This is a genomic window from Pseudomonas grimontii, from assembly GCF_007858185.1.
Taxonomy (GTDB): domain Bacteria; phylum Pseudomonadota; class Gammaproteobacteria; order Pseudomonadales; family Pseudomonadaceae; genus Aquipseudomonas; species Aquipseudomonas grimontii.
This window is the reverse complement of sequence record NZ_VFES01000015.1, coordinates 1-25,080: the sequence shown is the minus strand read 5'-3', so window position 1 is coordinate 25,080 and position 25,080 is coordinate 1. Positions and strand designations below refer to the sequence as shown.

The window sequence follows — 25,080 nt, the reverse complement described above, 5'->3', positions numbered from 1 at the left end:
TCAACGCTGAACCCCCGGCAGATAGGGCAGGGAGATTTGTCAGGATCTGCAAGTTGTGTAGATACCCATGCTCATCGGGAGTAAGCCCCCTCCCACAGTTGGATTGCATTGCGCCAGTTAGTGTGTGGTCAGTGGCGGCGTGCGCGGCGGGATCAGGCGTTTGCTGCCGGTGGCTTCATACGCCGCAGCAAACCGCAGCAATGCCGAATCCTCGTAGGCCCGCCCGGCAAAGGTCAGCCCGACCGGCATGCCGATGTCCGCCATCACGCCCATGGGCACGGTAACAGTGGGTACGCCCAGGTGGCGGATGGCGAGGTTGCCGTTGGCCACCCACACGCCGTTGCTCCAGGCAATATCCGCACTGGCTTCGTTCACATCGGCATCCGCAGGGCCCACATCGGCCACGGTCGGGAACAGCACCGCGTCGAGACCGAGCTTATCCATCCAGTCTTCCAGGTCGATCCTCCGGGTTTGCTCGAGGCCGCGCAGACCATCGGGGACGGTGCTGATCTCGTTCCACGGGGTGATGCCGCGCTCGGCCATGCGCACGTATTCGTCCATGCCGGCAGCCAGGTCGTCTTCACGGTTGGGCAAGGTGCCGGGGTCGTGGGGGAAGATCTTCGGCCCGTCCACATCGGCCAGGCGGTTCAGGGCCGGATCGTTGTTGGCGCGCAGGAAATCATCGAAGGCCCAGGCCGACAGTTCCCACAGTTCATCGTGCAGGAATTCCTTGGACACCAGGCCACGGGTAAACACGGTTGGCGCGCCAGGGCGGTCGCCTTCGCAGTTGGACACCAGCGGGAAATCCACCTCGATGACTTCGGCGCCAGCGGCTTCAAGGGCCTGGCGCGCGGCATGCCACAAGTCGATCACGCTGGCGCGGGTGTTGATCTTCTGCCCGGTCGGGCCGCCGATGCCGGGCTTTTCGCTGCTGCCGGCCTCGGGGTCGGCATTGATGTACATGCGCGGCACGCCGAAGCGCTTGCCGGCCAGGGCTTCAGTGTTGACCGCCAGTTCAGCGTAAGACGCCGGGCGCACCGAGGCGACACTGGGGATCGGTACCCACGGCTGCAGGCGCCAGAGGTCGCCACGGGTGTCCGGGTCGTCGGCCACCACCACGTCGAGCACTTCCAGCAGGTCGGCCATGGTGCGGGCGTAGGGCACCACCACGTCCATGGTCGGGGTCAGCGGCCAGTTGCCGCGCACCGAAATCACCCCACGGGACGGGGTGTAGGCGCACAGGCCATTGTTGGACGCCGGGCCACGGCCGCTGGACCAGGTTTCTTCCGCCAGGCCGAAGGCGGCAAAGCTGGCGGCGGTGGCTGTGCCGGCACCGTTGGAGGAGCCGGAGGCGAATGGCGCGGTGAGGTAGTCGGCGTTATACGGGCTTTGCGCGCGGCCATACACACCACGCTGCATGCCGCCATTGGCCATCGGCGGCATGTTGGTCTTGCCCAGGCAGATGGCGCCACCGGCGCGCAGGCGCTCGATGGTGAACGCATCGCGCTGGGCGACAAGGCTGGCAAAGGCCGGGCTGCCCGAGGCGGCCGTCAGCCCTTTGACCAGGTAGCTGTCCTTGGCGGTGTAGGGAATGCCATCCAGTGGCCCCAAGGTTTCGCCCTTGGCCCGGCGTGCATCGGAGGCCTCGGCTTCCTTCAGGGCGTCGGGGTTGCGCACGACGACGGCGTTGAGTGCGGTAGCGGTCTGTGGACCGTCGTAGGCATCGATCCGCGCGAGGTAAGCCTGGACAAGTTCAACGGCCGTGGTCTGGCCGGATTCGAGGGCCGCGCGCAATTGGGCAATGGAGACTTCGGTAACTTGCATGACGTTTTCTTCGCCGCCTTAAGTTGAGGTATGGCGGCAGTCTACGTACAGATATTTCACAAAACCAGTGCGGCATTTTCCCCATAGGCGGCGCGCATCACCTGCCAGGTGGCGTCGTCAGCGGGAATCAGATGTTCGATGCGCAGGGCGGTGAGGGTGATGTCCTGGGGCATGCCGAAGGTGGTGAAAGTGGACAGGAAGTTCAGCTCGCCCCGACTGGAATCCAGGCGGGTCAACACCAGCGGCGGCATTTCAGCCGGCGGCGTTGTGTGGGCGGGGGCGGGCAAGCTCGCCAGTAACGCGGCCAATACGGGGTTACCCAACGCTTCGCGGCTTGCCCGTTGCCAGGCCAGGGTGCGGATTTCTTCGGCGTTGATCAGGTGGTCGCCCAGGCCTCCGGGCTGCAGCAGGGTGGTCAGCAGGTTCAGGCCTTCCATCGGCGGCGTGACCCCCACCAGTTCCAACAGCACGCCAGTACTGGCATTCGCCGCCAGCACTTCCCAGTGGCTGCCCAGCAGGATCGCCGGGGCCGGATTGTTGGCGTGCAGGACATGGCTGACCGCCTCGCGAATCGCGGTCATGGCCGGGGAGGCCAGCGGGGTGGCGGTGTAGCGGGGCGCGAAACCGGCGGCGAGGAATACGCGGTTGCATTGCTCCAGCGGTGTTTCCAGCGCGCTGAGCAGGTGATGCAAGGTGCCTGGGCTCGGCTTGGCGCGGCCGGTTTCGAGGCAACTGAGGTGGCGTTGGGAAACGCCGGTGATCAGGGCCAGGTCGAGCTGGCTCAGACCAGCCTGTCGGCGTAGCTGGCGCAAGTGTTCGCCGGCAGTAGCGGGGTTATCCATGGCGTGACTATGACCTCCGAGGTCATTGCGAGGGGAGCAACCTTATCACTAGGGTGGGCCTCGATCACGTCAAGGAACAGACCATGCGCACACCTTATCTGCCACTCGCCGCCCTGCTGGGCTTTTCGCTGTACACCCTGTTCACGCTGCTCACGGCAGAACAATCACTGCTGGCCTTCGGACGGGAGTTGATGTCGCGCCCGGACACCGCGCAGGTGGTGATCGACCTGTACCTGATGGCTGCGCTGGCGTGTGTGTGGATGTACCGGGATGCACGGTCGCGGGGGCGGTCGCTGGCGTCGGTGCTGCCTTACTTCTTGCTGACGGCGGTGTTCGTCTCGGTCGGGCCGTTGCTCTACATCGTGCTGAAGGGACTTCGGGATGAATGAGCTGTTGCACATCTACGCCCTGTGCGTACTGGTGCTGTGCCTGAAGATGTTTGGCATTTCCTGCTATCAGGGATTTTTCCGGCTTCGCGGGCTGGCGTTCACCAACCGTGAGGATGCGGCGGTCTTCAAGCGTGCTGCGCGTTCCGTGGAGTTACCCCAGGTGAGTCGCGCGGCCAGGGCCTGGGCCAATGACCTGGAGAATATCCCGCTGTTCTTTGTGCTCGGCGGGTTGTGTGTGGCGTTGGGCACTGCCGGTGCGACCACTGCCTGGTTGTGCGGCGGTTTCACCCTGGCGCGGATGGCCCATACGCTCATGTATCTGGCGGGATGGCAGCCGTGGCGCACGCTGGCGTATGGGCTGGGGGTGGCGTGCCTGTTCGGGCTGGGCGTAATGGCGGGGAGCAGTGTGGCGGTCAATTACGACCTTTCGCTGTAGGAACCAGACCCCGTCCGATCCACCAACCGGATGCAATCCCGTCCGCCACGCTTGGACTCATACAGCGTGGTGTCCCCCTGTTCGATCAGTGCTGCCAGGCTGGCCTGCGGTTGGTCGAACAGGTTGGCGCCAATGCTCAGGGTCACCGGCGCAGGCGTGGTGAAGGTATGCGCGGCCAGTTGCTGAAACTGTTCGCGCAGGCTGCTGCCCAGTTCAACGATCTGCTCGGTCGAGGCCGAGTGCAGCAGGATCACGAATTCGTCCCCACCCAGGCGTGCGGCCAATGCGCCTTGGGGGACCACGCCGCGGATCATTTCGCTCAATGCGATCAGCAGGCGGTCGCCGGCGGTATGGCCGTGGAGGTCGTTGACCGACTTGAAGTTGTCGATGTCGATCAGCAGCAGGGCACCCGGGTGTTGCACCGACACCTGGGCCAGCAGGCGCGGCGCGCGCAGGTCCAGGGCGCGGCGGTTGTAGAGGGCGGTGAGCGGGTCGCGGGCGGCGAGGCGGGCGATCTGCTGCTCGCGGCGGTAGCGTTCGGAGCCGGTCATCGACAGCGCAATCAGCATGATCGCCATGGCGCCTTCCACCAGGGACACCTGGATGATCTCGCCCTTGAACGCGGCGAGGTCGATCAAGGTGCCGGGGATCACCACCGACAGCGCCTTGGCCACGTAGAACACTCCGTGGATCAGCAGCACATAGCGCAGTTGCACCGCGCCGATGCTCAATGATCGGCCATGGGGGCGCAGCAGGAAACTGGCGCGCAGGGTCGGCAGCGCGACCAGCAGCGACTGCACGCCCAGCATGGCTTTGGACCACGGCAGGTCGGTCGGGAGCATCAGCATGCCCAGCCAGACGACCAGCATCAGCAGCCACAGCGGTGACAGGCGCACATGGGTAAAACGTGCGACACCGAGCAAAAACAGGCAGTGCGCGGCCACCAGCAAGCCGTTGGCAAACCAGATGCCGATGAGCAAGTAGCCATTGATGCGCAGCAGGGCCAGGGTGGAGCCGACGGTGATGGTGGCGAAACCGGCGCTCCAGAACAACAGCGAAGGTTCGCGCACGCTGCGCCATTCGATAGCCAGGTACAGGGCGGCAGCGGCGGCCAGGGCAACCGTGAGTGCCAAAATCGTGGGAGGGTCGAGCGTCATTTCGTGCCGGGTCTGCCTGGGTGTGCGTTTAGACCGGGATTGTAAGCGCACACGCAGGTTTTTCAGAGCACAAAGGATAATGGCATACAGCCATCCGATAATCGGCGGTCTAGACGCCTTTGGTCGACGGCAGCAGTATCGTCAGGATCCCCACCAGCGGCAGGAATGAACACAGCGTGTAGACGTACTCGATGCCGTGGCTGTCGGCGAGCAAGCCGAGCAAGGCCGCACCAATCCCGCTGAAGCCGAACATCAGGCCGAAAAAGATCCCGGCGATCATGCCGACGTTTCCGGGCACCAGTTCCTGGGCGAACACCACGATGGCCGAGAACGCCGAGGCGAGGATAAAGCCGATCACCACGCTGAGCACGGCGGTCCAGAACAGGTCGACGTAGGGCAGGGCCAGGGTGAACGGCGCGGCGCCGAGGATCGAGAACCAGATGACTTTCTTGCGCCCGATCTTGTCGCCGATCGGTCCACCCGCGAAGGTGCCTACGGCCACCGCACCGAGGAACAGGAACAGGTACATCTGGGAACTCGATACCGACAGGTGGAATTTTTCAATCAGGTAGAACGTAAAGTAGCTGGTCAGGCTGGTCATGTAGAAGTACTTGGAGAACACCAGCACCGCCAGCACCACCAGGGCAAACGTCACGCGGCCTTTGGACAAGCCGTGGGTGGCTTTGCCGCCTTGCTTGAGCTTGAACAGGTTGAGGTGGTTGCGGTACCAGCGGCTCAAGCCGTACAGCACCAGGATCGCGAACACGGCAAACAGTCCGAACCAGGCGATGTTGCCCTGGCCATAGGGAATGATGATCGCCGCCGCGAGCAACGGCCCCAGCGCGCTGCCGGTGTTGCCGCCGACCTGGAAGGTCGATTGCGCCAGGCCATAGCGCCCGCCGGAGGCCAGGCGCGCGACGCGCGAGGTTTCCGGGTGGAAGGTCGATGAGCCGACGCCCACCAGGGCTGCCGCCAGCAGGATCGCCGGGAAGCTGCCGACAAACGCCAGCATCAGGATGCCGACCAGCGTGCAGACCATGCCCGCCGGCAGCAGCCACGGCTTGGGATACCGGTCGGTGTGGTAACCGATCCAGGGTTGCAGCAGCGAGGCGGTCAGTTGGAAGGTCAGGGTGATCAGGCCGACCTGGGTAAAGCTCAGCCCGTAATTGGCCTTGAGCATCGGATAGATCGACGGCAGAACGGCCTGGATCAGGTCGTTGATCAGATGCGCCAGGGCGCAGGCGCCGAGGATACGCATGACTAACGGGCTTACTTGAGGCGGACTCGATGTAGCGGCAGGTGATGCGGTCAAGGTCGACATGCAGGCATTCCATACAAGGCAGCGAACTGGGGCAGCGAGTACTTAAGCTCGCGGCCTATTTCAATTTGTTTCGGAGCTAATGTTTCGGAGCTTATGCTAGATTCGGCAAAAATGCCTGTCTCGCGTAATTCGGGCGGAAACCATCGTAAAAAGGGCGAAATGATCAAATCACTGGATAAATTTTTGCAGGAGATCGATGAGGGCGCCTGGGCCGTCATCAGTTCGGCCACCGATTATCCGGAAAACTGGGTGATCCCCGAACACAGCCACGAGAAGCACCAATTACTCTACGCCACCGAAGGCGTGATGGTGGTGCATTCGGCGCACAACCAATGGACGGTGCCGTCCAATCGCGGCTTCTGGATGCCCTGCGGGCATGTGCATTCCCTGCGCTGTGTGGGCGCGCTGAAGATGCGCAGCGTGTTTGTACGCCCCGACAGTTTCCCCAACCTGCCGACCGAGACCAAGGCGGTGAGTATTTCGCCGCTGCTGAGCGAGCTGATCAAGGCCTCGGTGAGTTTGAAACCGCCGTATGCCGAAGACTCACGGGATGCACGGATCATGCACCTGATCCTCGACGAACTCGCGCTGTTGCCGGCCTTGCCGCTGTCGCTGCCGCAACCGGCCGACCCGCGAATCAACCAGATCTGCCTGGCGTGGCAGGATGATCCGGGCGACGCCTCCACCGTGGCGGATTGGAGCGAGCGCCTGGCGCTCGACCAGAAAACCATCCAGCGCCTGTTCCGCAAGGAAACCGGCATGACGTTCGGCCAATGGCGCCAGCAGGCGCGGCTGCTGCTGGCATTGGAGCGCATTGCGGTGGGTCAGAAGATTATCGACGTGGCCCTGGAGCTGGGCTACGAAAGCCCAAGCGCCTTTACCAGCATGTTCAAGAAACAGTTTGGCAAGACGCCGAGTCATTTTTTCCGCTGACGCCGTCGGTATACACGTCCAGCAGGCTATTGAAGGCATTGAGGTCCAGCGGCCGGCTGAGGAAATAGCCTTGGCCCTCTTCACAGTCCACCGCCTTGAGCAGGGCCAGGTGTTCGGCGGTTTCAATGCCCTCGGCGGTGACCGTCAGCGCGAGGGCGCGACCCAGGCCCACGATGGCCTGGATGATCGCCTTGTCGTCGGCACTGTCCTCCAGTCGGGTCAGGAAACTGCGGTCGATTTTCAAACCATCGAACGGGAACGCACGCAGGTAGCTCAGGGACGAATAGCCGGTGCCGAAGTCATCCATGGCAATACGGATGCCCAGCTGCTTGAGCGTGCGCATCACCTCAAGTGCGCCGACGGCATCCTCGAGCATGACGCTTTCGGTCATTTCCAGCTCCAGGCGAGCAGGGTCGATGCCGGAGGCGTCCAGGGCGTAGCGCACGCGCTCCACCAGGTTGCCGCGCTTGAACTCGGTGGGTGACAGGTTCACCGAGACGAACAGCGTGTCCGGCCACTGTGCCGCGCATGCACACGCGGTTTCGAGCACCCAGTCGCTCAGCGACAGGATCAACCCCGACTCTTCGGCAATCGGAATAAAGGTGTCCGGCGCGATCAGGCCGCGCACCGGATGCTGCCAGCGCACCAGGGCTTCGGCGCCGACCATCTGCCCATCGGCAATCCGGTAGCGCGGCTGGAAATGCAGGCGCAGTTCGGCGTGCTTGATCGCGAAGCGCAGATCGCTCTCCAGGCGCCGCCGCTCGATGATCCGCGTATTCATTTCCCCGGAGTAAAAGCGCCAGGTATTGCGCCCGGCAGCCTTGGCCTCATACAGCGCAATATCGGCATAACGCAGCAGTTCGGTGGCGTCGCTGGCGTCGTTGGGGGCCATGGCAATGCCGATACTGGCACTGATGAACACCTCTTGTTCGTCGATTTTGATCGTCTGCTCGATGGACTCGATCAAGCGACTGCACAGGCTTTCGACTTCGTCCGGGGTGCCGGCTTCGCTGAGGATCAGCACAAACTCATCGCCGCCGACGCGGGCGACCAGATCACCATGGCGCACGCAGTCGGCCAGGCGGCCGGACACTTCATTGAGCACCCGATCACCCGCAGCGTGGCCGAGCAGGTCATTGACCGGCTTGAACCGGTCCAGGTCGAGGCTGAGCATCACCAGCGGCTGCTCCGCAGTGGGCAGGGCCTTGAGTTTGCCGTCCAGGAACGCTTGCAGGCGCGTGCGGTTGGGCAGCCCGGTGAGGGTGTCGTGCTGGGACAGGTATTCGATGCGCCGGCGGGATTCGACTTCTTCAGTCACATCGGTGGCCGTACCACGAAAACCGCCGCAGGGCATTTCCCGCGCCGACAGTCGGGTGGTGCGTTCCTGTCCCTGGGCGTCCATATAGCGACACTGCACGCTGATGTCCACGCGCCGGCCCGGGGTGCTCAACCATTGCGACAGCAGGCCGGCTTCGGTGTCCAGCAGGTCGCTCATCGCAGCCCCGAGCCAGGCTTGGCGGGCCAGGCCGGTGACGCTTTCGAAGCGCTCCGACAGGTAGGTAAAACGCCAATCGGCGTCGATCTCCCAGACCCAGTCGGAACTCGCCTCCACCACATCGCGAAAGCGTGCTTCGCTGGTGGCCAGGGCATTCTGGCTGTCCAGCAGTGAGGTGTGGCTGGCGTCCAGGGCGAGGGCGGCGGCGGTGGTGCGGCGCAGAATCACCCAGGTCATCAGGCACACCAGCAGCGCCGCCAGCCCCAGCAGCGGCAGGCCTACGCCCATCAGCCGCAGGCCGGGTCGCGCAGGCTCCCAGTGCAGGCTACCGGCGGCGCCGTTATCGCCGAGGGGGAAAACCAGGGTCTTGCCGATGTCATCGGGCGTGGCGACGTGCAGCTTGCCCACGCCGAAATCATCGCCGATCGCCGTCAGTTTGGCGCTGTTGAGGACGTCAACGAAGATCAACACCGAGGCCGGCCGGCCATCGGGCTCGACCGTGGGGTCGGTGCCGGGCGTGATCGCGGCAGCGGCCACCAGCGCGGGGCTGCCGCGAACGTTGATGAAGGCCGTGACCGGTGTTTCGTTTTCAGCCCCGGCGCGCGCCTGCTCGATAATCTCGGTCAGGGGTTGGTCGAGCCACTGCGAGAGATCGATGGTTTGCAGTTCGCCCTTGATCACCGAGTAAACCGTGCGGTTGTCGTCGTTGACCACAAACAGGCCCTGAAAACCGAAGTCCTCATACATCGTGGGCCCGACGTTGCCGCGTGTGTAGGCCCAATCGGTATCGACCTGCATGTGCAGGTGCTTGTAGGCATCGCTCCAGAAGGCGTAATCCTTGACGGTTACCCGCAGGGATTTCTCCAGGGATTGCACCGCTTTACGGGTGTAGAACGCGCTTTCTTCCTGCTCGGCGTGGTCCAGCTCATGGGCGAGGTAAACCAGCGAGTACGCGGCCGCTGTAAATACCAGGGCTAGCAAGACCATGAAATTGAACAGCGACGTCCGTGTCAGCGACAGGCTGGTGCGATTGGAGAGCTTGCGCACAATAGGGGCGAGAGAGTTCGGCATAGTTTCCCGCAGGACGTCGCTGCAAGTAAGGGATATGCCTGGGTATCGGCGGCCTGGGCAAAATAATTAGCGCTTCAGCGCCGTGCGCCCCCGAGGGTTGGGCTTCACTGGAACGCTGTCGCCGTACTCGCTCCACCACTGCATCAACGCCTGCATCGTCGGCCCCAGTGCACGGGCCTTTTCGGTCATTTCATATTCGACTCGAGGCGGTACTTCGGCAAATACGGTGCGGGTTACCAGCCCGTCGTTTTCCAGTTCGCGCAGTTGCGCGGTGAGCATGTGCTGGGTGATGCCACTGATCGCCTTGCGCAGCTCGCCAAAGCGGTAAACGCGCTGATTCAACAGCCACATGATCTCCAGTTTCCACTTGCCCGAAAGCAGCGCGAAGGCACGCCGCATTTCTTCATGCATATTGAGTTTTTCAACGCTTTTAGTCTGGTTTTCCATACTAACTGCCACTTTTTCATCCTACTTGTGCGAATTCATCTTGGCGCCGATCTTAGCTGAAATTCAGCCCCCATAGATTGGAGAACACACATGTCCCGACTCAACGCAAAAGTCGCGATCGTCACCGGTGCCGGGCGCGGTATCGGCCGCGCCACGGCCAAACTGTTCGCGGCCGAGGGCGCCAAGGTCGCCGTGGTGTCGCGCACTCCGGAAAATGTCGCGCGGGTGGTGGCCGACATCCAGGCCGCCGGCGGCACCGCGCTTGGCGTGGTGTGCGACCTGGCCGATGCGGCGCAGGTCAGCGCGGCGGTAGCGAACGTCGTGGCCACCTATGGCGGCATCGACATCCTGGTCAACAATGCATTCGACCCGTCGGTGGTGTTTTCCTCGGTGCTCGAGCTGCCGGTCGAACAACTGCAACGCAACCTGGACATGGGCCCGATCGCCTACCTGCGCACCATGCAAGCCTGCTACCCGTACCTCAAGGCCAGCGGCGCTGGGCGGGTGATCAACTTCGGCTCGCTGGCCGGCATCATCGGCATGCAAGGCTACGCGCCCTACAACATGGCCAAGGAGGCGGTACGTGCACTGACGCGTTCGGCCGCGCGGGAGTGGGGCGTGGATAACATCACCGTCAATAACCTGCTGCCGGTGGCCGATACCTGGGGCGATAGCTATGACGCCCCGGCGCCGACCAATGTGCTCGGGCGTTATGGTTCGCCGGAAGACGACATCGCCCCCGTGGCGCTGTTCCTGGCCAGCCAGGACGCGCAGTTCATCACCGGCTACAGCCTGACACCGGATGGCGGACAGATCATCGACAGCGCGCGCTGACTGACGCGTGCAGCGGCCCAGGCGAGCATCGCTGCGATGCACAGTAGCGCGGCGCTCAAGGCAAACGTCGCCTGGTAGCCGGACAGGTCAAACACCAGGCCGCCCAGCGTCGCACCGGCAGCGATTGCCAATTGGATGATTGCGACCATCAAGCCGCCCCCTGCCTCGGCATCGTCAGGCAGGGTTCTTGCCAGCCAGGTCCACCAGCCCACCGGCGCGGCGGTGGCCATCAGGCCCCACACACCGAGGAGCGCGGCGGTGATAACGGTCGAGCTGCCGAACGCCACCAACGCCAGGGCAATCAACGCCATCAATACGGGAATGGCAATCAGCGTGGGGTACAGGCTGTGCTTCAGGAAGCGCTCGATCAGCAGCGTGCCCGCCAGGCCGGCCAGCCCGAGTACCAGCAACATCAACGACAGCAGCGACACACTCACCTGGGTAACACCTTCCAGAAACGGACGCAGGTAGGTGAACAGCATGAACTGGCCCATGAAAAACACGCTGACGGCCAGCATGCCCAGGGCCACCGGGGCACGCTTGATCAAGCGCAACAGGTTGCCGTTGTCGGCCTGGCTGCGGGGCGTGATCGACGGCAGGCTCAGCAGCAGCCACAGCACCGCGACCACGGCCACCGGCACCACGCAGAAAAACGCACCACGCCAGCCGATCAAACCACCGAGGAAGCTGCCCAGCGGTGCCGCGATCACGGTTGCCAGTGCGTTCCCGCCATTGACGATTGCCAAGGCGCGCGGCACCTGGCCCTCGGGCACCAGGCGCATGGCAGTGGCTGCCGACAGCGACCAGAAGCCGCCGATGGCAACACCGATCAGGGCGCGGCCCAGCATGAAGATCAGGTAGTTCGGCGCGAATGCCACCACGCTGCCGGAAACGATCATCAGCAAGGTCAGCGCGACCAGCAGGCGCTTGCGATCCACGCGCGCCGCCACTCGGGCGATCACCAGGCTGGTGAGCAAGGCAAACAGGCCCGACACCGAAATGCCCTGGCCGGCCTGGCCTTGGCTGATACCCAGGTCGGCGGCCAGCGGGGTCAGCAGGCTGACCGGCATGAACTCCGAGGCGACCAGGGCAAAGGCCGCCAGGGACAGGGCGAAGACTGCGCCCCAGCGGGGCGCGTGAGGGGTTATCGAGATCACTTCAAGTTACTTTTGAAGAAGCTGGTGAGCTTGGCGAAGGGGATCAGGTTGACCCGGTCGTAGAGGTCCACGTGGCCGGCGTTCGGGATGATCACCAGCTCCTTGGGCTCGGCCGCACGGTTGTAGGCGTCTTCGCTGAACTCGCGGGAGTGCGCATCCGCACCGGTAATCAGTAACAGTGGGCGGGGCGAGAGCGTCTCGATGTCGTTGAACGGGTAGAAGTTCATGAACTTCACGTTGCTGGTCAGCGTCGGCATGGTGGTGGTCTGCGGCGACGCGCCGGCTGGTCTGACTTCGCCGCGTGGTGTGCGGTAGAAATCGAAAAACTCATCGCCAATCGGGTTGCCGGTCAGCTTGAGCGGTGTGCCGCTGGTGTAGAGGGTCTCGCCGCCCTGGAATTCCACGTAACGCTGGTTGGCCGCCTGCACCAGCACGTGCTGGCGTTGCTCCGCGGTCATGCCGTGCTTGAGGCCGTTGCGGTTGGCGGCGCCCATGTCGTACATGCTGACGGTGGCGATGGCCTTGAGGCGTGGGTCGATCTTTGCCGCCGCGATGGCAAAGCTGCCGCTGCCGCAAATGCCGATCACGCCGATGCGTTCACGGTCGACCATTGGCCGGGTGCCGAGGAAGTCCACGGCGGCGCTGAAGTCTTCGGCGTAGAGGTCGGGCAGCACCGCATTGCGTGGTGTGCCTGCGCTTTCGCCCCAGAACGACAGGTCCAGCGACAAGGTGACAAAGCCCTGTTCGGCCATTTTGGTGGCATAGAGGTTGGCGCTCTGTTCTTTGACGGCGCCCATCGGGTGGCCGACGATCAGGGCGGCATTCTTCGAGGCCGGGGCGAGTTGTTTGGGCACGAACAGGTTGCCCGCCACCGGCATGCCGTATTGATTGTTGAAGGTGACTTTTTCGACGGTCACCTTGTCGCTTGTGTAGAAGTTGTTTGCACCGTTGGACATGTCGGCTCCCAGAGTAGAGAACGAAATCACCAGCAGACTCAGGGTGAGCAAGAGGCTTTTCATGGATGGATCCTTGAGAAGGGGGTCGGCACATTTTCCTGGTGTGACTGAGGGTTCTGTAGTGCGTTCCACTGGATTACTTGCCTGATCCTCTGAGTCTGGCGCGTTGCCGGCGACGCAAGCGGGCCGGTCGGGGTAAAGTCCAACGATCAGAGCAAAGGGCCCTTTATGTATGAAGCTCAATCAAACGCCCCTGGACGTGCTGGTCCACGCCATCGGCTCAAGGGTCTGCGTACCCGGCGACTACCCCATGCCCATCCCCGGCCTGGGCTTTTATCGGCGCGAGCAGCCCGCGACGCCCGTGGTGTGCATGGTCGAGCCGAGCATCGTGCTGGTTGCCCAGGGCGAGAAGCAGTTGTGGGTCGGCGGCGAGGGGTACCCGTATGACACGGCACGGTTCCTGGTCACGTCGCTGGATATACCGGCCAACTCCGAAGTGCTGGTGGCCAGCCCGACCCGACCGTGCCTGGGTCTGACCTTCAAGCTCGACCTGCGCATCCTGGCCGAGCTGATCGCCCAGGGGGAGTTGCCGCCAACGCGGGAGCGGGCGGTGATGAAAGGCGTGGGGATTGGTGTCGTGACCGACGCCATGCTCGCCTCATTTGCGCGCCTGGTTGAATTGCTTGATGAGCCCGAATCGATACCGGTGCTCGCGCCCTTGATCCAGCGCGAGATTCACTACCGGCTATTGCAGAGCGACCAGGCCGGCCGACTGCGCCAGATCTGTTCCGTGGATGGGCAGGGTTATCGGATTGCGCGGGCAATCGATTGGCTCAAGCTCAATTACGACGTGTCTCTGCGTGTGGATGAGCTGGCTGCGCGCGTGCAGATGAGCGCGGCGACCTTTCACCATCACTTTCGCCAGCTGACGGCGATGAGCCCGTTGCAGTATCAGAAGTGGCTGCGCCTCAATGAGGCGCGGCGCTTGATGTTGAACGAACATCAGGACGTGTCCAGCGCGGCGTTCAAGGTCGGCTATGAAAGCCCGTCGCAGTTCAGCCGCGAGTACAGTCGGCTGTTTGGTGTGCCGCCCAAGCGCGATATGGCTGTGTTGCGCGGCAAAGCGCCGGTCAGCGATCCCCTGGCGTCAAGTTAGCGTAGAAGATGCAGCCGATCAGCCGCGCAAACAGGCTGAGGGTTTCCGGCAGGTTGGGGTCGTCAAACAGCATCGCCCGGGAATCCAGCGCACACAGCGCGCCGAACAGACGGCCATCAGGCAGGAAGATCGGCGCGCCGGCGTAGCTCTCGATGGCGTATTGCTTGACCACCGGGCGTGCGGCAAAGCGCCCATTGGCGCTGACCTGCGGGATGAACAAGGTCTGCGGGTTGATGCAGAACTCGCTGCACAGGGTGGTTTCCAGGTCGAGCACGTCATCGACGTGAATACCCATGTCGAGGGGGTCGTGCACCGAGCATACGATCCATTCCAGGTCAGTGAATTTGGCGATGCCGGCGAAGCGCATGCCCGTCAGGCGGGTGACCAATTGCAGGATGCTGGTGGTGGCTTCGATTTCGGCGATGGCAGCGCGTTCGTCGGCGCTGAGTAACGAGTGTGTGGCGGTGAAGCTTGCAAGCATGGTGAACACTCCAGTGGCGTGGCGGCCCTTGCCGCCACGCTTGGTCAGGTTTTAATTGATACGCGGATGCTGCTGCACCAGGTTCTGGCGCTTGGCTTCCAGTGCGGCAATCTCGGCGTCGATGTCTTCGATTTTCTGCTCGATATTGTCGTGATGCTCCTGCAGCAATTCCTTCGCTTCGGCCATATCCGACGCCGCCGGTGCTGCGCCGCGCAGGGGTTTGTTGGCGGTTTCCTTCATGGTCAGGCCGGTGATCAGGCCGACCACCGCAAACACCATCAGGTAGTAGGCGGGCATGTACAGGTCGTTGGTGCTTTCCACCAGCCAGGCCACGGCGGTAGGGGTGACACCGGCGATCAATACCGAGACGTTGAACGCACTGGCCAGCGCGCTGTAGCGCAGGTGCGTGGGGAACATCGCCGGCAGTGTCGAGGCCATGACGCCGATGAAGAAGTTAAGCACGATGGCCAGGATCAGTAAGCCGGCGAAGATCAGGCCGATCTTGCCGCTGGTGATCAGCATGAACGCCGGGATGGACAGGAACAGCAGGCCGATGCTGCCGGCGATGATGAAGGGCTTGCGGCCGATCTTGTCGCTGACAAAGCCAATGAACGGTTGCACGAACAGCATGCCGACCATGATCGCGATGATGATCAGTACGCCGCTGTTTTCTTTGTAGTGCAGGTTATGCGACAGGTAGCTGGGCATGTAGGTGAGCAGCATGTAGTAGGTCACGTTGGTGGCCGCGACGATCCCGATGCAGGTCAGCAGGCTGCGCCAGTGCTTGGTGGCGATTTCCTTGAATGACACTTTGGGGCCGTGGGTCAGGCCTTCGCGGTCGCCCTGTTCGAGCTTGTCGACATGCTGTTGGAACGCCGGGGTTTCTTCCAGCGCGTGGCGCAGGTACAGGCCGATCATGCCCAGGGGCAGGGCGAGGAAGAAGGGCAGGCGCCAGCCCCAGGCCTCAAAGTCGGCTTCGCCCAGCACGCTGGAGATCAGCACTACGACGCCGGCACCGAGGACGAAACCGGCGATGGAACCGAAGTCCAGCCAACTGCCGAGGAAGCCGCGCTTGCGGTCCGGTGCGTATTCGGCGACGAAAATCGAAGCGCCGGTGTATTCACCGCCCACCGAGAAGCCTTGGGCCATTTTGCACAGCAGCAACAGGATCGGTGCCCAGATGCCAATGGAGGCATATCCGGGAATCAGGCCGATGGCGAAGGTGCTCAGCGACATGATCACAATGGTCGCGGCGAGGACCTTCTGTCGTCCGTATTTATCGCCCAGGGCACCGAAGAACAGGCCGCCCAGGGGGCGAATCAGGAACGGTACGGAGAAGGTCGCCAGTGCGGCGATCATTTGTACGCTGGGGGAAGCGTCGGGGAAGAACACCTTGCCCAACACATAGGCGACAAACCCGTAGACACCAAAGTCGAACCATTCCATGGCGTTACCCAGTGCGGCGGCGGTGATCGCCTTGCGCATCTTGGCATCGTCGACGATGGTGATGTCTTTCAAACCGATGGGTTTGACGCTTTTCTTACGTAATTTCATGCGGACCACTCTAAAGCTGAACTGGGGAGGTGCCATCGCCGCGATGGCACCGCTCTGTCAGTTCAGATACAAGCGGACATGAAATAATTCACCGTTATTTGCGTTTTTTTGCTGGGGGTGCAATTTGCCTGCAATCGCCTGGGTTTTCGGGGTGAGCACCTACCCTGTGGCGATCCGGCATTCTGTGGCGAGCGGGCTTGCCCCGCGTTGGGCTGCGAAGCGGCCCCAATTGAGTCTCCGCTTTCCTTCAGACAGAAATGCGGTGTTTGGTTTTGGGGCTGCTTCGCAGCCCAACGCGGGGCAAGCCCGCTCGCCACAAGAAGCCTGTTCGCCACGGTTATGCGCGTTTGTCGTCCTACAACCTAGCCGCACCTGACACTTTTCACATCCGTCGGATAGCCCACAAAAGCCGCAATCTTTCAGATTGACAGCGGGTAGGAGGCCCGATATAAAAGCCTCAGTTGTACGACGACATATGACGTTACATATGTCCTACCTAACAAAAATAAAAAGTGATGCCATGAACTTGATCGAGCCCATCAACGCCCAACGCGTTGGCCAAGCGGTAGGCAACTATCGCTGGACCATCTGCGCGATGTTGTTTTTCGCGACCACCGTCAACTACCTCGACCGTCAGGTGCTCAGCCTGCTCGCGCCGCAGTTGTCGACGCAATTTGGCTGGAGCAACACCGATTACGCCAACATCGCGGCGGTGTTCCAGTTTGTGTATGCGATCTCCATGCTGTTTGCCGGGCGCTTTGTCGACAAGATCGGCACCAAGGCAGCCTATGTGATCGCCATTGCGATCTGGTCCACCGGCGCCATCATGCATGCGTTCTCGGTGCCGATGGGCGAGGGCATCGCCGCGGTCAGCGGGGCGATTGGCCTGGCGGTGATCCCGGTGTCCATCGCCGGCTTCATGCTGTCCCGTGCGGTGCTGGCGATTGGCGAGGCGGGTAACTTCCCGATTGCGATCAAGGCCACCGCCGAATATTTCCCCAAGAAAGAACGCTCGCTGGCCACCGGGATCTTCAACTCCGGCGCCAACGTCGGCGCGATCCTGGCGCCGATCTGTGTACCGCTGATTGCCGGGGTGTGGGGCTGGGAAGCGGCCTTCATGGTCATCGGCATGCTGGGCTTTGTGTGGGTAGCGGTGTGGGCGGCAGTGTATGAAAAGCCGGAGCAGCAAAAACGCTTGTCGGCCGAAGAGCTGGCCTATATCCGCAGCGACCAGACGCAGCAGCCATTCACCCCGCCGGTTGCAGGCGCGGCGCAGAAAAAAGTCTCGTGGTTCAAATTGCTCACCTACCGCCAGACCTGGGCGTTTGCCTTCGGCAAGTTCATGACCGACGGCGTGTGGTGGTTCTTCCTGTTCTGGCTGCCCACCTACCTGTCGGCGCAATACGGCATGAAAGGCGCCGATATCGTGATGCCGCTGGCCGTGCTGTACAGCATGACCATGGTCGGCAGCATCGGCGGCGGCTGGTTCCCCAGCTACTTCATGGCCCGTGGCGATGCGCCTTATGACGGCCGCATGAAAGCCATGCTGGTGATCGCGCTGTTCCCGTTGGTGGTATTGCTGGCGCAGCCGTTGGGCTACATCAGCTTCTGGGTGCCGGTATTGCTGATCGGCGTGGGCGCCTCGGCGCACCAGGCGTGGTCGTGCAACATCTTCACCACCGTGTCGGACATGTTCCCGCAGAAAACCGTGGCCTCGGTGGTCGGCATCGGCGGTATGGCTGGCGGCCTGGGCGGCGTGGTGATGACCAAGATCGGCGGCTGGGTGTTCGACTACTACAAGTCCATCAATGACATCCACACCGGCTACATGATCATGTTCGCGATCTGTGCGCTGGCGTACCTGGTGGCCTGGAGCGTGATGAAGACGCTGGTGCCGCGCCATAAGGAAATCACTGACCTGTAAACCCGTGGCGAGGGAGACCCCATTACCTCGTCGCCGCAGCGCTGTCGCGCAGCAAACCGGGACCTCTGTGGCGAGCGGGCTTGTCCCGCGTTGGGGGGCGAAGCACCCCTGATGAAGCTGGATGCGGTGTATCAGGCACTCATCTGCGCCTGGTTTTTGGGCTGCTGCGCAGCCCAACGCGGGACAAGCCCGCTCGCCACAGGTCCGTCGAATCACCCATAACGTTGTGTAGAGACCCATTCCTTCAAGCGCCTTTTCTACAACATGCGCGCCCAGGTCTGGCTGACCAGCTGCTTGCCGAAACTCAAGGTGGGCTCCTCTTCCACCAACTCGAAACCGGCCTTCTGGTAGAGCTTGCGCGCATCGGTCAAGGCGCTCATGGTCCACAGCATCATGCGGGTGTAGCCCGCATCGCGGGCAAAGCGCAGGCATTCGTCCACCAGGCGCTGGCCGATGCCCAGGCCCCGCGCACTGGCATCCACGTAGAGCATGCGCAGTTTGGCGGTGGTCTCGTCATGGCGCACGACGAACACCGAACCCACCACCTCGCCATCCTTCTCCGCGATCCAGCAGCGCTCCCGCGTCGGGTCGAACTCGCGCAGGTACTTGGCGACGATCTCCGCCACCAGCGCTTCAAACTCCCAGTTCCAGTGGTATTCGCGGGCATACAGCGCGGATTGCTGCCGCACCACCAAGCCCATATCCCCAGGCCGTGGATCGCGCAGCAGGTAGCTCGACGTGCTGCCTTGCAGCAGCGCCTGGATGCGTTGCATGGCGTCGGTCAGTTGCCGTTGCTGAGGTTCGGGCAGGCCGTCGAGCAGGGCAATGACTTCATCCTGGGTCTGCTGTTCCAGCGGCGCCAGGACCGCGCGGCCGAGATCGGTGAGGTGCAATTGCACCGCGCGCGCGTCGGTGGCGGAGCGGACTTTCTGGATCAGGCCGTTTTTCTCGAAGCCACTGGTCAGGCGGCTCAGGTAACCGGCGTCGAGGCTGAGCATCTGGCACAGGTCGGCGCTGGTGAGGTCACCACGGGACGACAGCTCATACATCACGCGAATTTCAGTCAGGGAATAATCGCTGTGCAGCAGGTGTTCCTGCAGCACGCCGATCTGATGGGTATAGAAGCGATTGAAGCCGCGCACGATGCCGGCGCGTTCCACAAGCAGGGGAGTGGACATGGTGGATGCTCGAATGGTTGCCTGAGTCAATTATATTGTTGCCTCAGGCAAGCATGTCAACGGCTTTGATCACCGATCATCTTCATCCCAGCACTGCCCGCCACCCGTGGGCTCGTCAACATGATCCGAATCGCCATGACCACGCCGATCAGCACCGCGCCCAGGCCCGCGGCCTCCATGAACGTGGGCCAGCGCCCGTGGAAACCCAGGCCGAGCAGCGTGGCGAAGAGGGATTCGAGGGCGATCAATTGGCCGCTGAGTACCATCGGCAGGCGTCGGGTCGCGGCGTTCCAGGCCCAGGCGCCGACGAGGGTCGACATCACCGCGATGATCAGGCTCCAGGCATAGAGCGGGCCTGCCTGGGAAAGGCCGAAGCCGAGCGTCGGCAGCTTGAACACGCCGAGTACCTGTATGAACGGCAGCAGGCACAGCGTAGCGACGCCGGTGCCAACCATCATCAGAGCAGTCCACAGGCCGGTGGCTTGCGCCGCAAGGTGCGTCAACTGCTTTTGGTTGATCACGCTGAACCACAACCAGAGAGCAATCGCACCCAGGGAAAAAAACAACCCCGCCAACCAAGAGCGTGTATCCAATGAAGGCTGATGGAAGCTGCTGATGTTCGACAGCAAGAGGCCCACCGTCAGGCATGACAAGGGCGCTGCCAGTCGACGCCACGGGACTGTCCTGGTACTGGCGTTGCCCATCAGCGCCAACAACACCGGCACTGTGCCGATAAACGCCGGGGTCATTACCGGCCCGCCGAATATCACCCCGGCGGCGATGCATACGCCGTAGCCCAGGCAACCCAATGCCCCAAGGGCGGCGGCGAGGTATCGCTGGCCGGGCCGAAGCAAGCGCAGCTGAGCCCGGCATAGCAGCACCCCCATGACGCCCAGCACACCTGCGATCAAAAACCGCACCGCCATCAGGTCATAGAGGCTGTAGCCAGCGGTGACGTAGGGCGCGATAAAGTTCAGCGCCCAGCCGAGTGTCGCGACAATCGCGAGGAGCACGCCGACGGCAATGGAGGTCTGTGCAGCGTTCATCTGGAGGCATCCATCAGGTAATGGATCCATGGTGCCCAGTCACGCGGGTATGCTACAAACGAGTTCTCGGCCCTGGATGTATAACCTCAGATTATGAATACACTCGGCAAGACCCTACCGCCCCTGGCCAGCCTGTTGCCGTTTGAAGCGGCGGCACGCCTGGGCAGTTTCTCCAAGGCTGCCGATGAACTGCACATCACCCAGGCCGCCATCAGCCGCCAGATTCGCGGGCTGGAAGACAACCTGGGGGTGAAGCTGTTTAGTCGGCGCAACCGAGCGGTGTTCCTGACCCAGGAGGGGCGGGAGCTGGGCAGGGTGGTCGGCGAAGCGTTGCGCAGCATCAGCGAAAGTGCCGTCAGCCTGCGGATGTCACCGCACAGTCATCGGGTGGTGCTGCTCTGTCAGTTGTGCGAAGCGTTTTATTGGCTGATGCCGCGCCTGTCGACGTTCCACCAGCAATACCCACATATCGAAATCCAAGTGGTGACCTCCACCCGGCCCCTGACGGAGTTCACCAACCACTTCGATGTGGCCTTGCAAAGTACCGGCCGCGCCAGCGGCGCCCATCCGCTGATGTTCACCGCTGCTGACGAAGTGTTCCCGGTGTGCAGCCCTGCCTACCTGCGCACGACAAAACCACTGTCGCTCGCCGGGCTGCAGGCATGCACCTTGTTGCACCACAGCTCCCATCCTCCGCACTTGATGGAGTGGGACCGTTGGTTGCAGGTGTTCGACCAGGCCGTGGCCGCGGATACGCGCGGAGCCACCTTCGACAGTTACCCGCTGATGTTGCAGGCGGCGGTGGAGGGACATGGTGTCGCCATGGGCTGGCGGCGCACCGCGAGCAGGTTGATTGAAACGGGGGCGCTGGTCAGGCCCTGTACCGAGAGTGTGCATTTGCCCGAGGCGATTTCGGTCTACCGGCAGCAGGGCGGCGGCAGTCGGGCCGAGATCACGGCATTGCTCGACTGGCTGAAGGTGCAATTGCAGGGTGAAGCATGACAGGGGCGTCATCGCCCCTGTCATGCAGCGCTATCGGTTTCGCGTCACCCGCCACACGGTGTTGGCCAGGTCATCGGCGATGATCAGCGCGCCTTTCGGGTCCACCGTCACACCCACTGGGCGCCCGCGGGTCTTGCCGTCGTCACCGCGAAAACCGGTGGCGAAATCAATCGGCTCACCCGATGGCTTGCCGTTGCTGAACGGCACGAAGATCACCTTGTAGCCCACCGGGTTGTCACGGTTCCAGCTGCCGTGCTCGCCGACGAATACGCCGTCGGCAAATTGCTCGCCCATGGCCGGGATGGAGAAGTCCACGCCGAGCGCGGCCACGTGGGAACCAAGGCTGTAATCGGGCTTGATCGCGGCGGCGACTTTGGCCGGGTTCTGCGGTTGCGCGCGCGGGTCGACGTTCTGGCCCCAATAGCTGTAGGGCCAGCCGTAGAACGCGCCTTCTTTCACCGAAGTCAGGTAGTCGGGCACCAGGTCGGGGCCGAGTTCGTCGCGTTCGTTGACCACTGTCCACAGTTGGCCGGAATCGGGTTGAATGGTCAGTGCCGTGGGGTTGCGCAGGCCTGTGGCGTAAGGTTTGTGCGCGCCGGTCGCAGCGTCGATCTGCCAGACCATGGCGCGGTCGATTTCCACTTCCATGCCGCGTTCGGTCACGTTGCTGTTGGAGCCGATACCCACGTAGAGCTGGCGTCCATCGGCACTCACCGCCAGGGATTTGGTCCAGTGATGGTTGATCTGCGCCGGCAGGTCGGTGACTTTGACCGGCGCGCCGCTGGCCTTGGTCTGGCCGTCGGTGTAATCGAAGCGCACCAGCGCATCCTGGTTGGCCACGTAGAGCTTGCCATCGGCAAACGCCAGGCCGTAGGGCGCGTTGAGGTTGTCGGCGAACACGGTTTTCAGCTCGTAGGTGCCGTCACCGTCGGCGTCGCGCAGCAGCGTCAGGCGGTTGCCGCCCTTGACCTTGGTATTACCCTGGGCCTTGATCAGGCTGGCGATCACATCCTTGGGCTTGAGCTTGGCCGCGCTGCCGCCACGGCCTTCGGCGATCAGGATGTCGCCGTTGGGCAGCACCAGGGTCTGACGCGGGATGGCCAGGTCGGTGGCGATGGCCGTGACGCTGTAGCCGTCGGGGACCTTGGGTTTCTGATCGCCCCAGGCAGTGGGCTCGGCGATCTTCATGCTCGGCAACAGGCTGCTTTGTTGCTCCGGCAACTTGGGGTCGGGGCCACGGGCCTGGGTCTTGTCACCTTCGCCACCGCAGGCGCTCAGCAACAGCGCGGCGCTCAACAGGGTCAGTGCGCTGGACGTTTTCATTGGGCACCTCCCGAACGCAGGCCGGTCCAGGTCGCTGCAAGCGTCAGCACCGTCACGATCACCGACAGCACCAGGCCGGCGGGCATCATGGCGTAGGCGTCCTTGGCATGCTGGAAGGCGTTGATCAGCCCGATGACCCAGGTCGCCAGTAACAGCAGGAAATACGCGAGCGGTTGCCCAGCCTTGTGTTGGGCACGCACCAGGTTGACCAGTGCGAACAACAGCGCAAATCCACTGAATACCAACGCCCCGGCGATCAGCCAGGACGCGAAGTTGGCCCATTGAATCTGGTAGGTCTGGGCGTAGGCAATGTCGCTGAGCAACGCACCGAGAAACAGCGGCACGCTGCCGGCCAGCAGGGTCGCGTGCAGCGGGCCCGGTGTGTATCGATAGGCGGGGAGGGTTGTCATGGTAAGGCGGCTCCTTGTTGTACAACGCCCCTGGTCGGGGCTGCGCATAGGAAATGAACGCCTTAGGTGTCAGATAGTTCAGCATAATTCGTGTCGAAATATTAAGAATCAGCCTGAAAGCTGGCATGCTCGGGGCCTGACATAAGGAGCCGTCTTCATGCCAACCCTGCACCTGCTGTGCGGCAAGATCGCCTCGGGCAAGTCAACGCTTGCCAAAACCCTGGTGGCCGGACACGCCGCTGTCCTGCTCAGCGAAGACACCTGGCTCGCCCAACTGTACCCCGGCGAAATCCTTTCGATTGCCGACTACCTGCGCTGTGCCCAGCGGATTCGCGGGGTGTTGGGGCCGCTGGTGATCAACCTGCTTGAATCCGGGGTCAACGTGGTGCTGGATTTTCCGGCCAACACCCTGGCCAATCGCGAATGGCTGCTGGGGTTGGCGCAAGCCGCCGAGGTGCCGCATCGGCTGCATTACCTCGAACGGGACGACGCCACCTGCCGCGCCCGGCTGCATGCGCGCAATGCGCGGGGCGACCACGATTTTGCGGCGACGGACGCCGAGTTTGATCTAATCACAAGGCATTTCTGCGTGCCGAGTGAGGAGGAGGGGCTGGTGATCGAGGTGCATCGCTCATGAATAACCCTTCTACGGGCCTCGACGCGGACGGCTTTATCCTCACCGTCGCCGACACCCCCGTGCAGCGTGAGTACCAGCCATTGTTGGCGGATGTCTGCGCCTCGCTCTCGACGGAAGACCTGGGCCTGGACGGCATCTACCTCTATGGCAGCGTCGCAAGGGGCTGCGCCACTCCCGGTGTTTCCGACCTCGACCTCACCCTGGTGCTGCGCGAGCCGGCGACGGCGGATCTATCGGCGCGGCTGGAGGTAGTCCGCTGTGCGCTGGAGCAGCGGCATCCGCATGTCACCAAGGTGGATTTCGATATCGGCCACCGTGCGCAAGTAGTGGCGGCTGAAAACCGCAACAGTTGGGGCTTCTGGCTCAAGCACCAGTGCCGCTGCCTATGGGGCAATGATCTATCGCTGCAGTTCGAACGGTTTCGGCCATCCCGTGACATCGCGCTGGCGGTCAATGGTGATTTCCACACCGTATTGAGCGCCTACCTCACGCGCATCGCCTGCGCCAATACCGAGACAGATCGACTTCGCTTGCAGCGCGAGGCTTCACGCAAGCTGATCAGGTCTACGCAGGTATTGCGTTCGCAAGAGGCGTCGACATGGCCGCACACCCTCGAAGAACATGTGGCGATGTTCGTCCGGGAGTATCCGCAGCGGATCACGCACATTGCGTTCTTTCTCTTTGAGGCCAGGAACCCTGGCGCTACGCTGGAAAACTTCACCACGCGGCTTCGAGCTTTTCTGGACTGGATGGCTTCACCCACCGTAGATACCGTCTTATCCAGCACCGCGTAAAACCCCGCAGCTGCCGAGCCCCGGCGAGGCTGCGTCGGCCGCGACTCGAGCTTGAATCGGCAGCGCGCCTGACGCAGCCTCGCTTGCGCTCGGCAGCTGCTACGGGGGGAGGCCTTGATGTGGATTGGCATTCGTAGCAGCTGCCGAGCCCCGGCGAGGCTGCGTCGGCCGCGACTCGAGCTTGAATCGGCAGCGCGCCTGACGCAGCCTCGCTTGCGCTCGGCAGCTGCTACGGGGGGAGGCCTTGATGGGGTTGGCATTCGTAGCAGCTGCCGAGCCCCGGCGAGGCTGCGTCGGCCGCGACTCGAGCTTGAATCGGCAGCGCGTCTGACGCAGCCTCGCTTGCGCTCGGCAGCTGCTACGGGGGGAGGCCTTGATGTGGATTGGCATTCGTAGCAGCTGCCGAGCCCCGGCGAGGCTGCGTCGGCCGCGACTCGAGCTTGAATCGGCAGCGCGCCTGACGCAGCCTCGCTTGCGCTCGGCAGCTGCTACGGGGGGAGGCCTTGATGGGGTTGGCATTCGTAGCAGCTGCCGAGCCCCGGCGAGGCTGCGTCGGCCGCGACTCGAGCTTGAATCGGCAGCGCGTCTGACGCAGCCTCGCTTGCGCTCGGCAGCTGCTACGGGGGGAGGCCTTGATGTGGATTGGCATTCGTAGCAGCTGCCGAGCCCCGGCGAGGCTGCGTCGGTCGCGACTCGAGCTTGAATCGGCAGCG

23 protein-coding genes are annotated in these 25,080 nt (G+C 62.9%); 9 read left to right on the top strand and 14 right to left on the bottom strand.

Annotated features, from left to right (window positions below; genetic code table 11):
- Nucleotides 1-117: 117 nt before the first annotated feature.
- The gene (locus tag FIV39_RS22050; RefSeq protein ID WP_090403555.1) at nt 118-1,824 is read right to left on the bottom strand and encodes an amidase; all 1,707 of its coding nucleotides are present in this window, start codon (nt 1,822-1,824) and stop codon (nt 118-120) included.
- 56 nt (nt 1,825-1,880) lie between these two features.
- Nucleotides 1,881-2,666, bottom strand: a complete 786-nt coding sequence (locus FIV39_RS22045) for a helix-turn-helix domain-containing protein (RefSeq protein WP_090403557.1) — start codon at nt 2,664-2,666, stop codon at nt 1,881-1,883.
- Between the two features lie 83 nt (nt 2,667-2,749).
- Here FIV39_RS22045 and FIV39_RS22040 point away from each other — a divergent pair, with 83 nt between their 5' ends.
- Nucleotides 2,750-3,055 carry a DUF2834 domain-containing protein gene (locus FIV39_RS22040; RefSeq protein ID WP_090403559.1) on the top strand — a complete coding sequence of 102 codons (306 nt, stop codon included), beginning with the start codon at nt 2,750-2,752 and terminating at the stop codon, nt 3,053-3,055.
- Nucleotides 3,048-3,491, top strand: coding sequence for an MAPEG family protein (locus tag FIV39_RS22035; RefSeq protein WP_090403562.1), 444 nt, complete (start codon nt 3,048-3,050; stop codon nt 3,489-3,491). The genes FIV39_RS22040 and FIV39_RS22035 overlap by 8 nt, the downstream gene beginning before the upstream one ends.
- On the opposite strand, the gene FIV39_RS22030 is transcribed toward FIV39_RS22035, so the two are convergent.
- Nucleotides 3,473-4,648 (bottom strand): GGDEF domain-containing protein, encoded by a 1,176-nt coding sequence (locus FIV39_RS22030; RefSeq protein WP_090403565.1) that lies wholly within the window; start codon nt 4,646-4,648, stop codon nt 3,473-3,475. The genes FIV39_RS22035 and FIV39_RS22030 overlap by 19 nt on opposite strands.
- 109 nt (nt 4,649-4,757) lie before the next feature.
- On the bottom strand, nt 4,758-5,969 hold the full coding sequence (locus FIV39_RS22025; RefSeq protein WP_090403567.1) for an MFS transporter: 1,212 nt from the start codon (nt 5,967-5,969) through the stop codon (nt 4,758-4,760).
- 111 nt (nt 5,970-6,080) lie between these two features.
- On the opposite strand from FIV39_RS22025, the gene FIV39_RS22020 reads away from it, so the two are divergent.
- Entirely contained in the window at nt 6,081-6,902 is an 822-nt protein-coding gene (locus FIV39_RS22020) for an AraC family transcriptional regulator (protein ID WP_090403569.1), read from the top strand.
- On the opposite strand, the gene FIV39_RS22015 is transcribed toward FIV39_RS22020, so the two are convergent.
- Nucleotides 6,859-9,468: a bifunctional diguanylate cyclase/phosphodiesterase gene (locus FIV39_RS22015; RefSeq protein ID WP_090403570.1), complete on the bottom strand. Its 2,610-nt coding sequence runs from the start codon at nt 9,466-9,468 to the stop codon at nt 6,859-6,861. The two genes, FIV39_RS22020 and FIV39_RS22015, sit on opposite strands and share 44 nt — an antisense overlap.
- Before the next feature lie 66 nt (nt 9,469-9,534).
- Nucleotides 9,535-9,867: a winged helix-turn-helix transcriptional regulator gene (locus FIV39_RS22010; protein ID WP_208603998.1), complete on the bottom strand. Its 333-nt coding sequence runs from the start codon at nt 9,865-9,867 to the stop codon at nt 9,535-9,537.
- Between the two features lie 138 nt (nt 9,868-10,005).
- Between FIV39_RS22010 and FIV39_RS22000 the strand changes: the two genes are divergently transcribed.
- Nucleotides 10,006-10,749 (top strand): SDR family NAD(P)-dependent oxidoreductase, encoded by a 744-nt coding sequence (locus FIV39_RS22000; protein WP_090403574.1) that lies wholly within the window; start codon nt 10,006-10,008, stop codon nt 10,747-10,749.
- Here FIV39_RS22000 and FIV39_RS21995 read toward each other — a convergent pair.
- On the bottom strand, nt 10,701-11,906 hold the full coding sequence (locus FIV39_RS21995; protein WP_090403577.1) for an MFS transporter: 1,206 nt from the start codon (nt 11,904-11,906) through the stop codon (nt 10,701-10,703). The genes FIV39_RS22000 and FIV39_RS21995 overlap by 49 nt on opposite strands.
- Nucleotides 11,903-12,925, bottom strand: a complete 1,023-nt coding sequence (locus FIV39_RS21990) for an alpha/beta hydrolase (protein ID WP_090403580.1) — start codon at nt 12,923-12,925, stop codon at nt 11,903-11,905. Before FIV39_RS21990 ends, FIV39_RS21995 begins: the two co-directional genes overlap by 4 nt.
- Before the next feature lie 169 nt (nt 12,926-13,094).
- On the opposite strand from FIV39_RS21990, the gene FIV39_RS21985 reads away from it, so the two are divergent.
- Entirely contained in the window at nt 13,095-14,018 is a 924-nt protein-coding gene (locus tag FIV39_RS21985; protein ID WP_090403583.1) for an AraC family transcriptional regulator, read from the top strand.
- On the opposite strand, the gene FIV39_RS21980 is transcribed toward FIV39_RS21985, so the two are convergent.
- Entirely contained in the window at nt 13,993-14,499 is a 507-nt protein-coding gene (locus FIV39_RS21980; protein ID WP_090403585.1) for a GAF domain-containing protein, read from the bottom strand. The two genes, FIV39_RS21985 and FIV39_RS21980, sit on opposite strands and share 26 nt — an antisense overlap.
- Nucleotides 14,500-14,550: 51 nt before the next feature.
- Nucleotides 14,551-16,053 carry a glycine betaine/L-proline transporter ProP gene (gene proP / locus FIV39_RS21975; protein WP_090403587.1) on the bottom strand — a complete coding sequence of 501 codons (1,503 nt, stop codon included), beginning with the start codon at nt 16,051-16,053 and terminating at the stop codon, nt 14,551-14,553.
- A 520-nt stretch (nt 16,054-16,573) separates the two neighbouring features.
- On the opposite strand from proP, the gene FIV39_RS21970 reads away from it, so the two are divergent.
- Nucleotides 16,574-17,977, top strand: coding sequence for an MFS transporter (locus FIV39_RS21970; RefSeq protein ID WP_090403589.1), 1,404 nt, complete (start codon nt 16,574-16,576; stop codon nt 17,975-17,977).
- 257 nt (nt 17,978-18,234) lie between these two features.
- On the opposite strand, the gene FIV39_RS21965 is transcribed toward FIV39_RS21970, so the two are convergent.
- Together FIV39_RS21965 and FIV39_RS21960 are read right to left on the bottom strand one after the other, a co-directional pair.
- Nucleotides 18,235-19,155, bottom strand: a complete 921-nt coding sequence (locus FIV39_RS21965) for a bifunctional helix-turn-helix transcriptional regulator/GNAT family N-acetyltransferase (protein ID WP_090403591.1) — start codon at nt 19,153-19,155, stop codon at nt 18,235-18,237.
- 56 nt (nt 19,156-19,211) lie between these two features.
- The gene (locus FIV39_RS21960; protein WP_090403593.1) at nt 19,212-20,201 is read right to left on the bottom strand and encodes a DMT family transporter; all 990 of its coding nucleotides are present in this window, start codon (nt 20,199-20,201) and stop codon (nt 19,212-19,214) included.
- A gap of 93 nt (nt 20,202-20,294) precedes the next feature.
- Between FIV39_RS21960 and FIV39_RS21955 the strand changes: the two genes are divergently transcribed.
- The gene (locus FIV39_RS21955; protein ID WP_090403595.1) at nt 20,295-21,203 is read left to right on the top strand and encodes a LysR substrate-binding domain-containing protein; all 909 of its coding nucleotides are present in this window, start codon (nt 20,295-20,297) and stop codon (nt 21,201-21,203) included.
- Nucleotides 21,204-21,233: 30 nt separating this feature from the next.
- Here the strand turns inward: FIV39_RS21955 and FIV39_RS21950 are convergent, their stop codons facing one another.
- Together FIV39_RS21950 and FIV39_RS21945 are read right to left on the bottom strand one after the other, a co-directional pair.
- Nucleotides 21,234-22,526 (bottom strand): PQQ-dependent sugar dehydrogenase, encoded by a 1,293-nt coding sequence (locus FIV39_RS21950; RefSeq protein ID WP_090403597.1) that lies wholly within the window; start codon nt 22,524-22,526, stop codon nt 21,234-21,236.
- On the bottom strand, nt 22,523-22,936 hold the full coding sequence (locus FIV39_RS21945; RefSeq protein ID WP_090403599.1) for a DUF2231 domain-containing protein: 414 nt from the start codon (nt 22,934-22,936) through the stop codon (nt 22,523-22,525). Before FIV39_RS21945 ends, FIV39_RS21950 begins: the two co-directional genes overlap by 4 nt.
- 157 nt (nt 22,937-23,093) lie before the next feature.
- Here FIV39_RS21945 and FIV39_RS21940 point away from each other — a divergent pair, with 157 nt between their 5' ends.
- Nucleotides 23,094-23,573 (top strand): AAA family ATPase, encoded by a 480-nt coding sequence (locus FIV39_RS21940; protein ID WP_090403601.1) that lies wholly within the window; start codon nt 23,094-23,096, stop codon nt 23,571-23,573.
- Complete coding sequence (locus FIV39_RS21935; protein ID WP_090403603.1) at nt 23,570-24,367, top strand: nucleotidyltransferase domain-containing protein; 798 nt, start codon at nt 23,570-23,572, stop codon at nt 24,365-24,367. The genes FIV39_RS21940 and FIV39_RS21935 overlap by 4 nt, the downstream gene beginning before the upstream one ends.
- Nucleotides 24,368-25,080 lie beyond the last annotated feature (713 nt).

Coding starts and splice junctions, on each gene's coding strand:
- FIV39_RS22050 (WP_090403555.1), bottom strand. CDS start 1,824: ATGCAAGTTACCGAAGTCTCCATTGCCCAATTGCGCGCGGCCCTCGAA.
- FIV39_RS22045 (WP_090403557.1), bottom strand. CDS start 2,666: ATGGATAACCCCGCTACTGCCGGCGAACACTTGCGCCAGCTACGCCGA.
- FIV39_RS22040 (WP_090403559.1), top strand. CDS start 2,750: ATGCGCACACCTTATCTGCCACTCGCCGCCCTGCTGGGCTTTTCGCTG.
- FIV39_RS22035 (WP_090403562.1), top strand. CDS start 3,048: ATGAATGAGCTGTTGCACATCTACGCCCTGTGCGTACTGGTGCTGTGC.
- FIV39_RS22030 (WP_090403565.1), bottom strand. CDS start 4,648: ATGACGCTCGACCCTCCCACGATTTTGGCACTCACGGTTGCCCTGGCC.
- FIV39_RS22025 (WP_090403567.1), bottom strand. CDS start 5,969: ATGTCGACCTTGACCGCATCACCTGCCGCTACATCGAGTCCGCCTCAA.
- FIV39_RS22020 (WP_090403569.1), top strand. CDS start 6,081: ATGCCTGTCTCGCGTAATTCGGGCGGAAACCATCGTAAAAAGGGCGAA.
- FIV39_RS22015 (WP_090403570.1), bottom strand. CDS start 9,468: ATGCCGAACTCTCTCGCCCCTATTGTGCGCAAGCTCTCCAATCGCACC.
- FIV39_RS22010 (WP_208603998.1), bottom strand. CDS start 9,867: ATGCGGCGTGCCTTCGCGCTGCTTTCGGGCAAGTGGAAACTGGAGATC.
- FIV39_RS22000 (WP_090403574.1), top strand. CDS start 10,006: ATGTCCCGACTCAACGCAAAAGTCGCGATCGTCACCGGTGCCGGGCGC.
- FIV39_RS21990 (WP_090403580.1), bottom strand. CDS start 12,925: ATGAAAAGCCTCTTGCTCACCCTGAGTCTGCTGGTGATTTCGTTCTCT.
- FIV39_RS21985 (WP_090403583.1), top strand. CDS start 13,095: ATGAAGCTCAATCAAACGCCCCTGGACGTGCTGGTCCACGCCATCGGC.
- FIV39_RS21980 (WP_090403585.1), bottom strand. CDS start 14,499: ATGCTTGCAAGCTTCACCGCCACACACTCGTTACTCAGCGCCGACGAA.
- proP (WP_090403587.1), bottom strand. CDS start 16,053: ATGAAATTACGTAAGAAAAGCGTCAAACCCATCGGTTTGAAAGACATC.
- FIV39_RS21970 (WP_090403589.1), top strand. CDS start 16,574: ATGAACTTGATCGAGCCCATCAACGCCCAACGCGTTGGCCAAGCGGTA.
- FIV39_RS21965 (WP_090403591.1), bottom strand. CDS start 19,155: ATGTCCACTCCCCTGCTTGTGGAACGCGCCGGCATCGTGCGCGGCTTC.
- FIV39_RS21960 (WP_090403593.1), bottom strand. CDS start 20,201: ATGAACGCTGCACAGACCTCCATTGCCGTCGGCGTGCTCCTCGCGATT.
- FIV39_RS21955 (WP_090403595.1), top strand. CDS start 20,295: ATGAATACACTCGGCAAGACCCTACCGCCCCTGGCCAGCCTGTTGCCG.
- FIV39_RS21950 (WP_090403597.1), bottom strand. CDS start 22,526: ATGAAAACGTCCAGCGCACTGACCCTGTTGAGCGCCGCGCTGTTGCTG.
- FIV39_RS21945 (WP_090403599.1), bottom strand. CDS start 22,936: ATGACAACCCTCCCCGCCTATCGATACACACCGGGCCCGCTGCACGCG.
- FIV39_RS21940 (WP_090403601.1), top strand. CDS start 23,094: ATGCCAACCCTGCACCTGCTGTGCGGCAAGATCGCCTCGGGCAAGTCA.
- FIV39_RS21935 (WP_090403603.1), top strand. CDS start 23,570: ATGAATAACCCTTCTACGGGCCTCGACGCGGACGGCTTTATCCTCACC.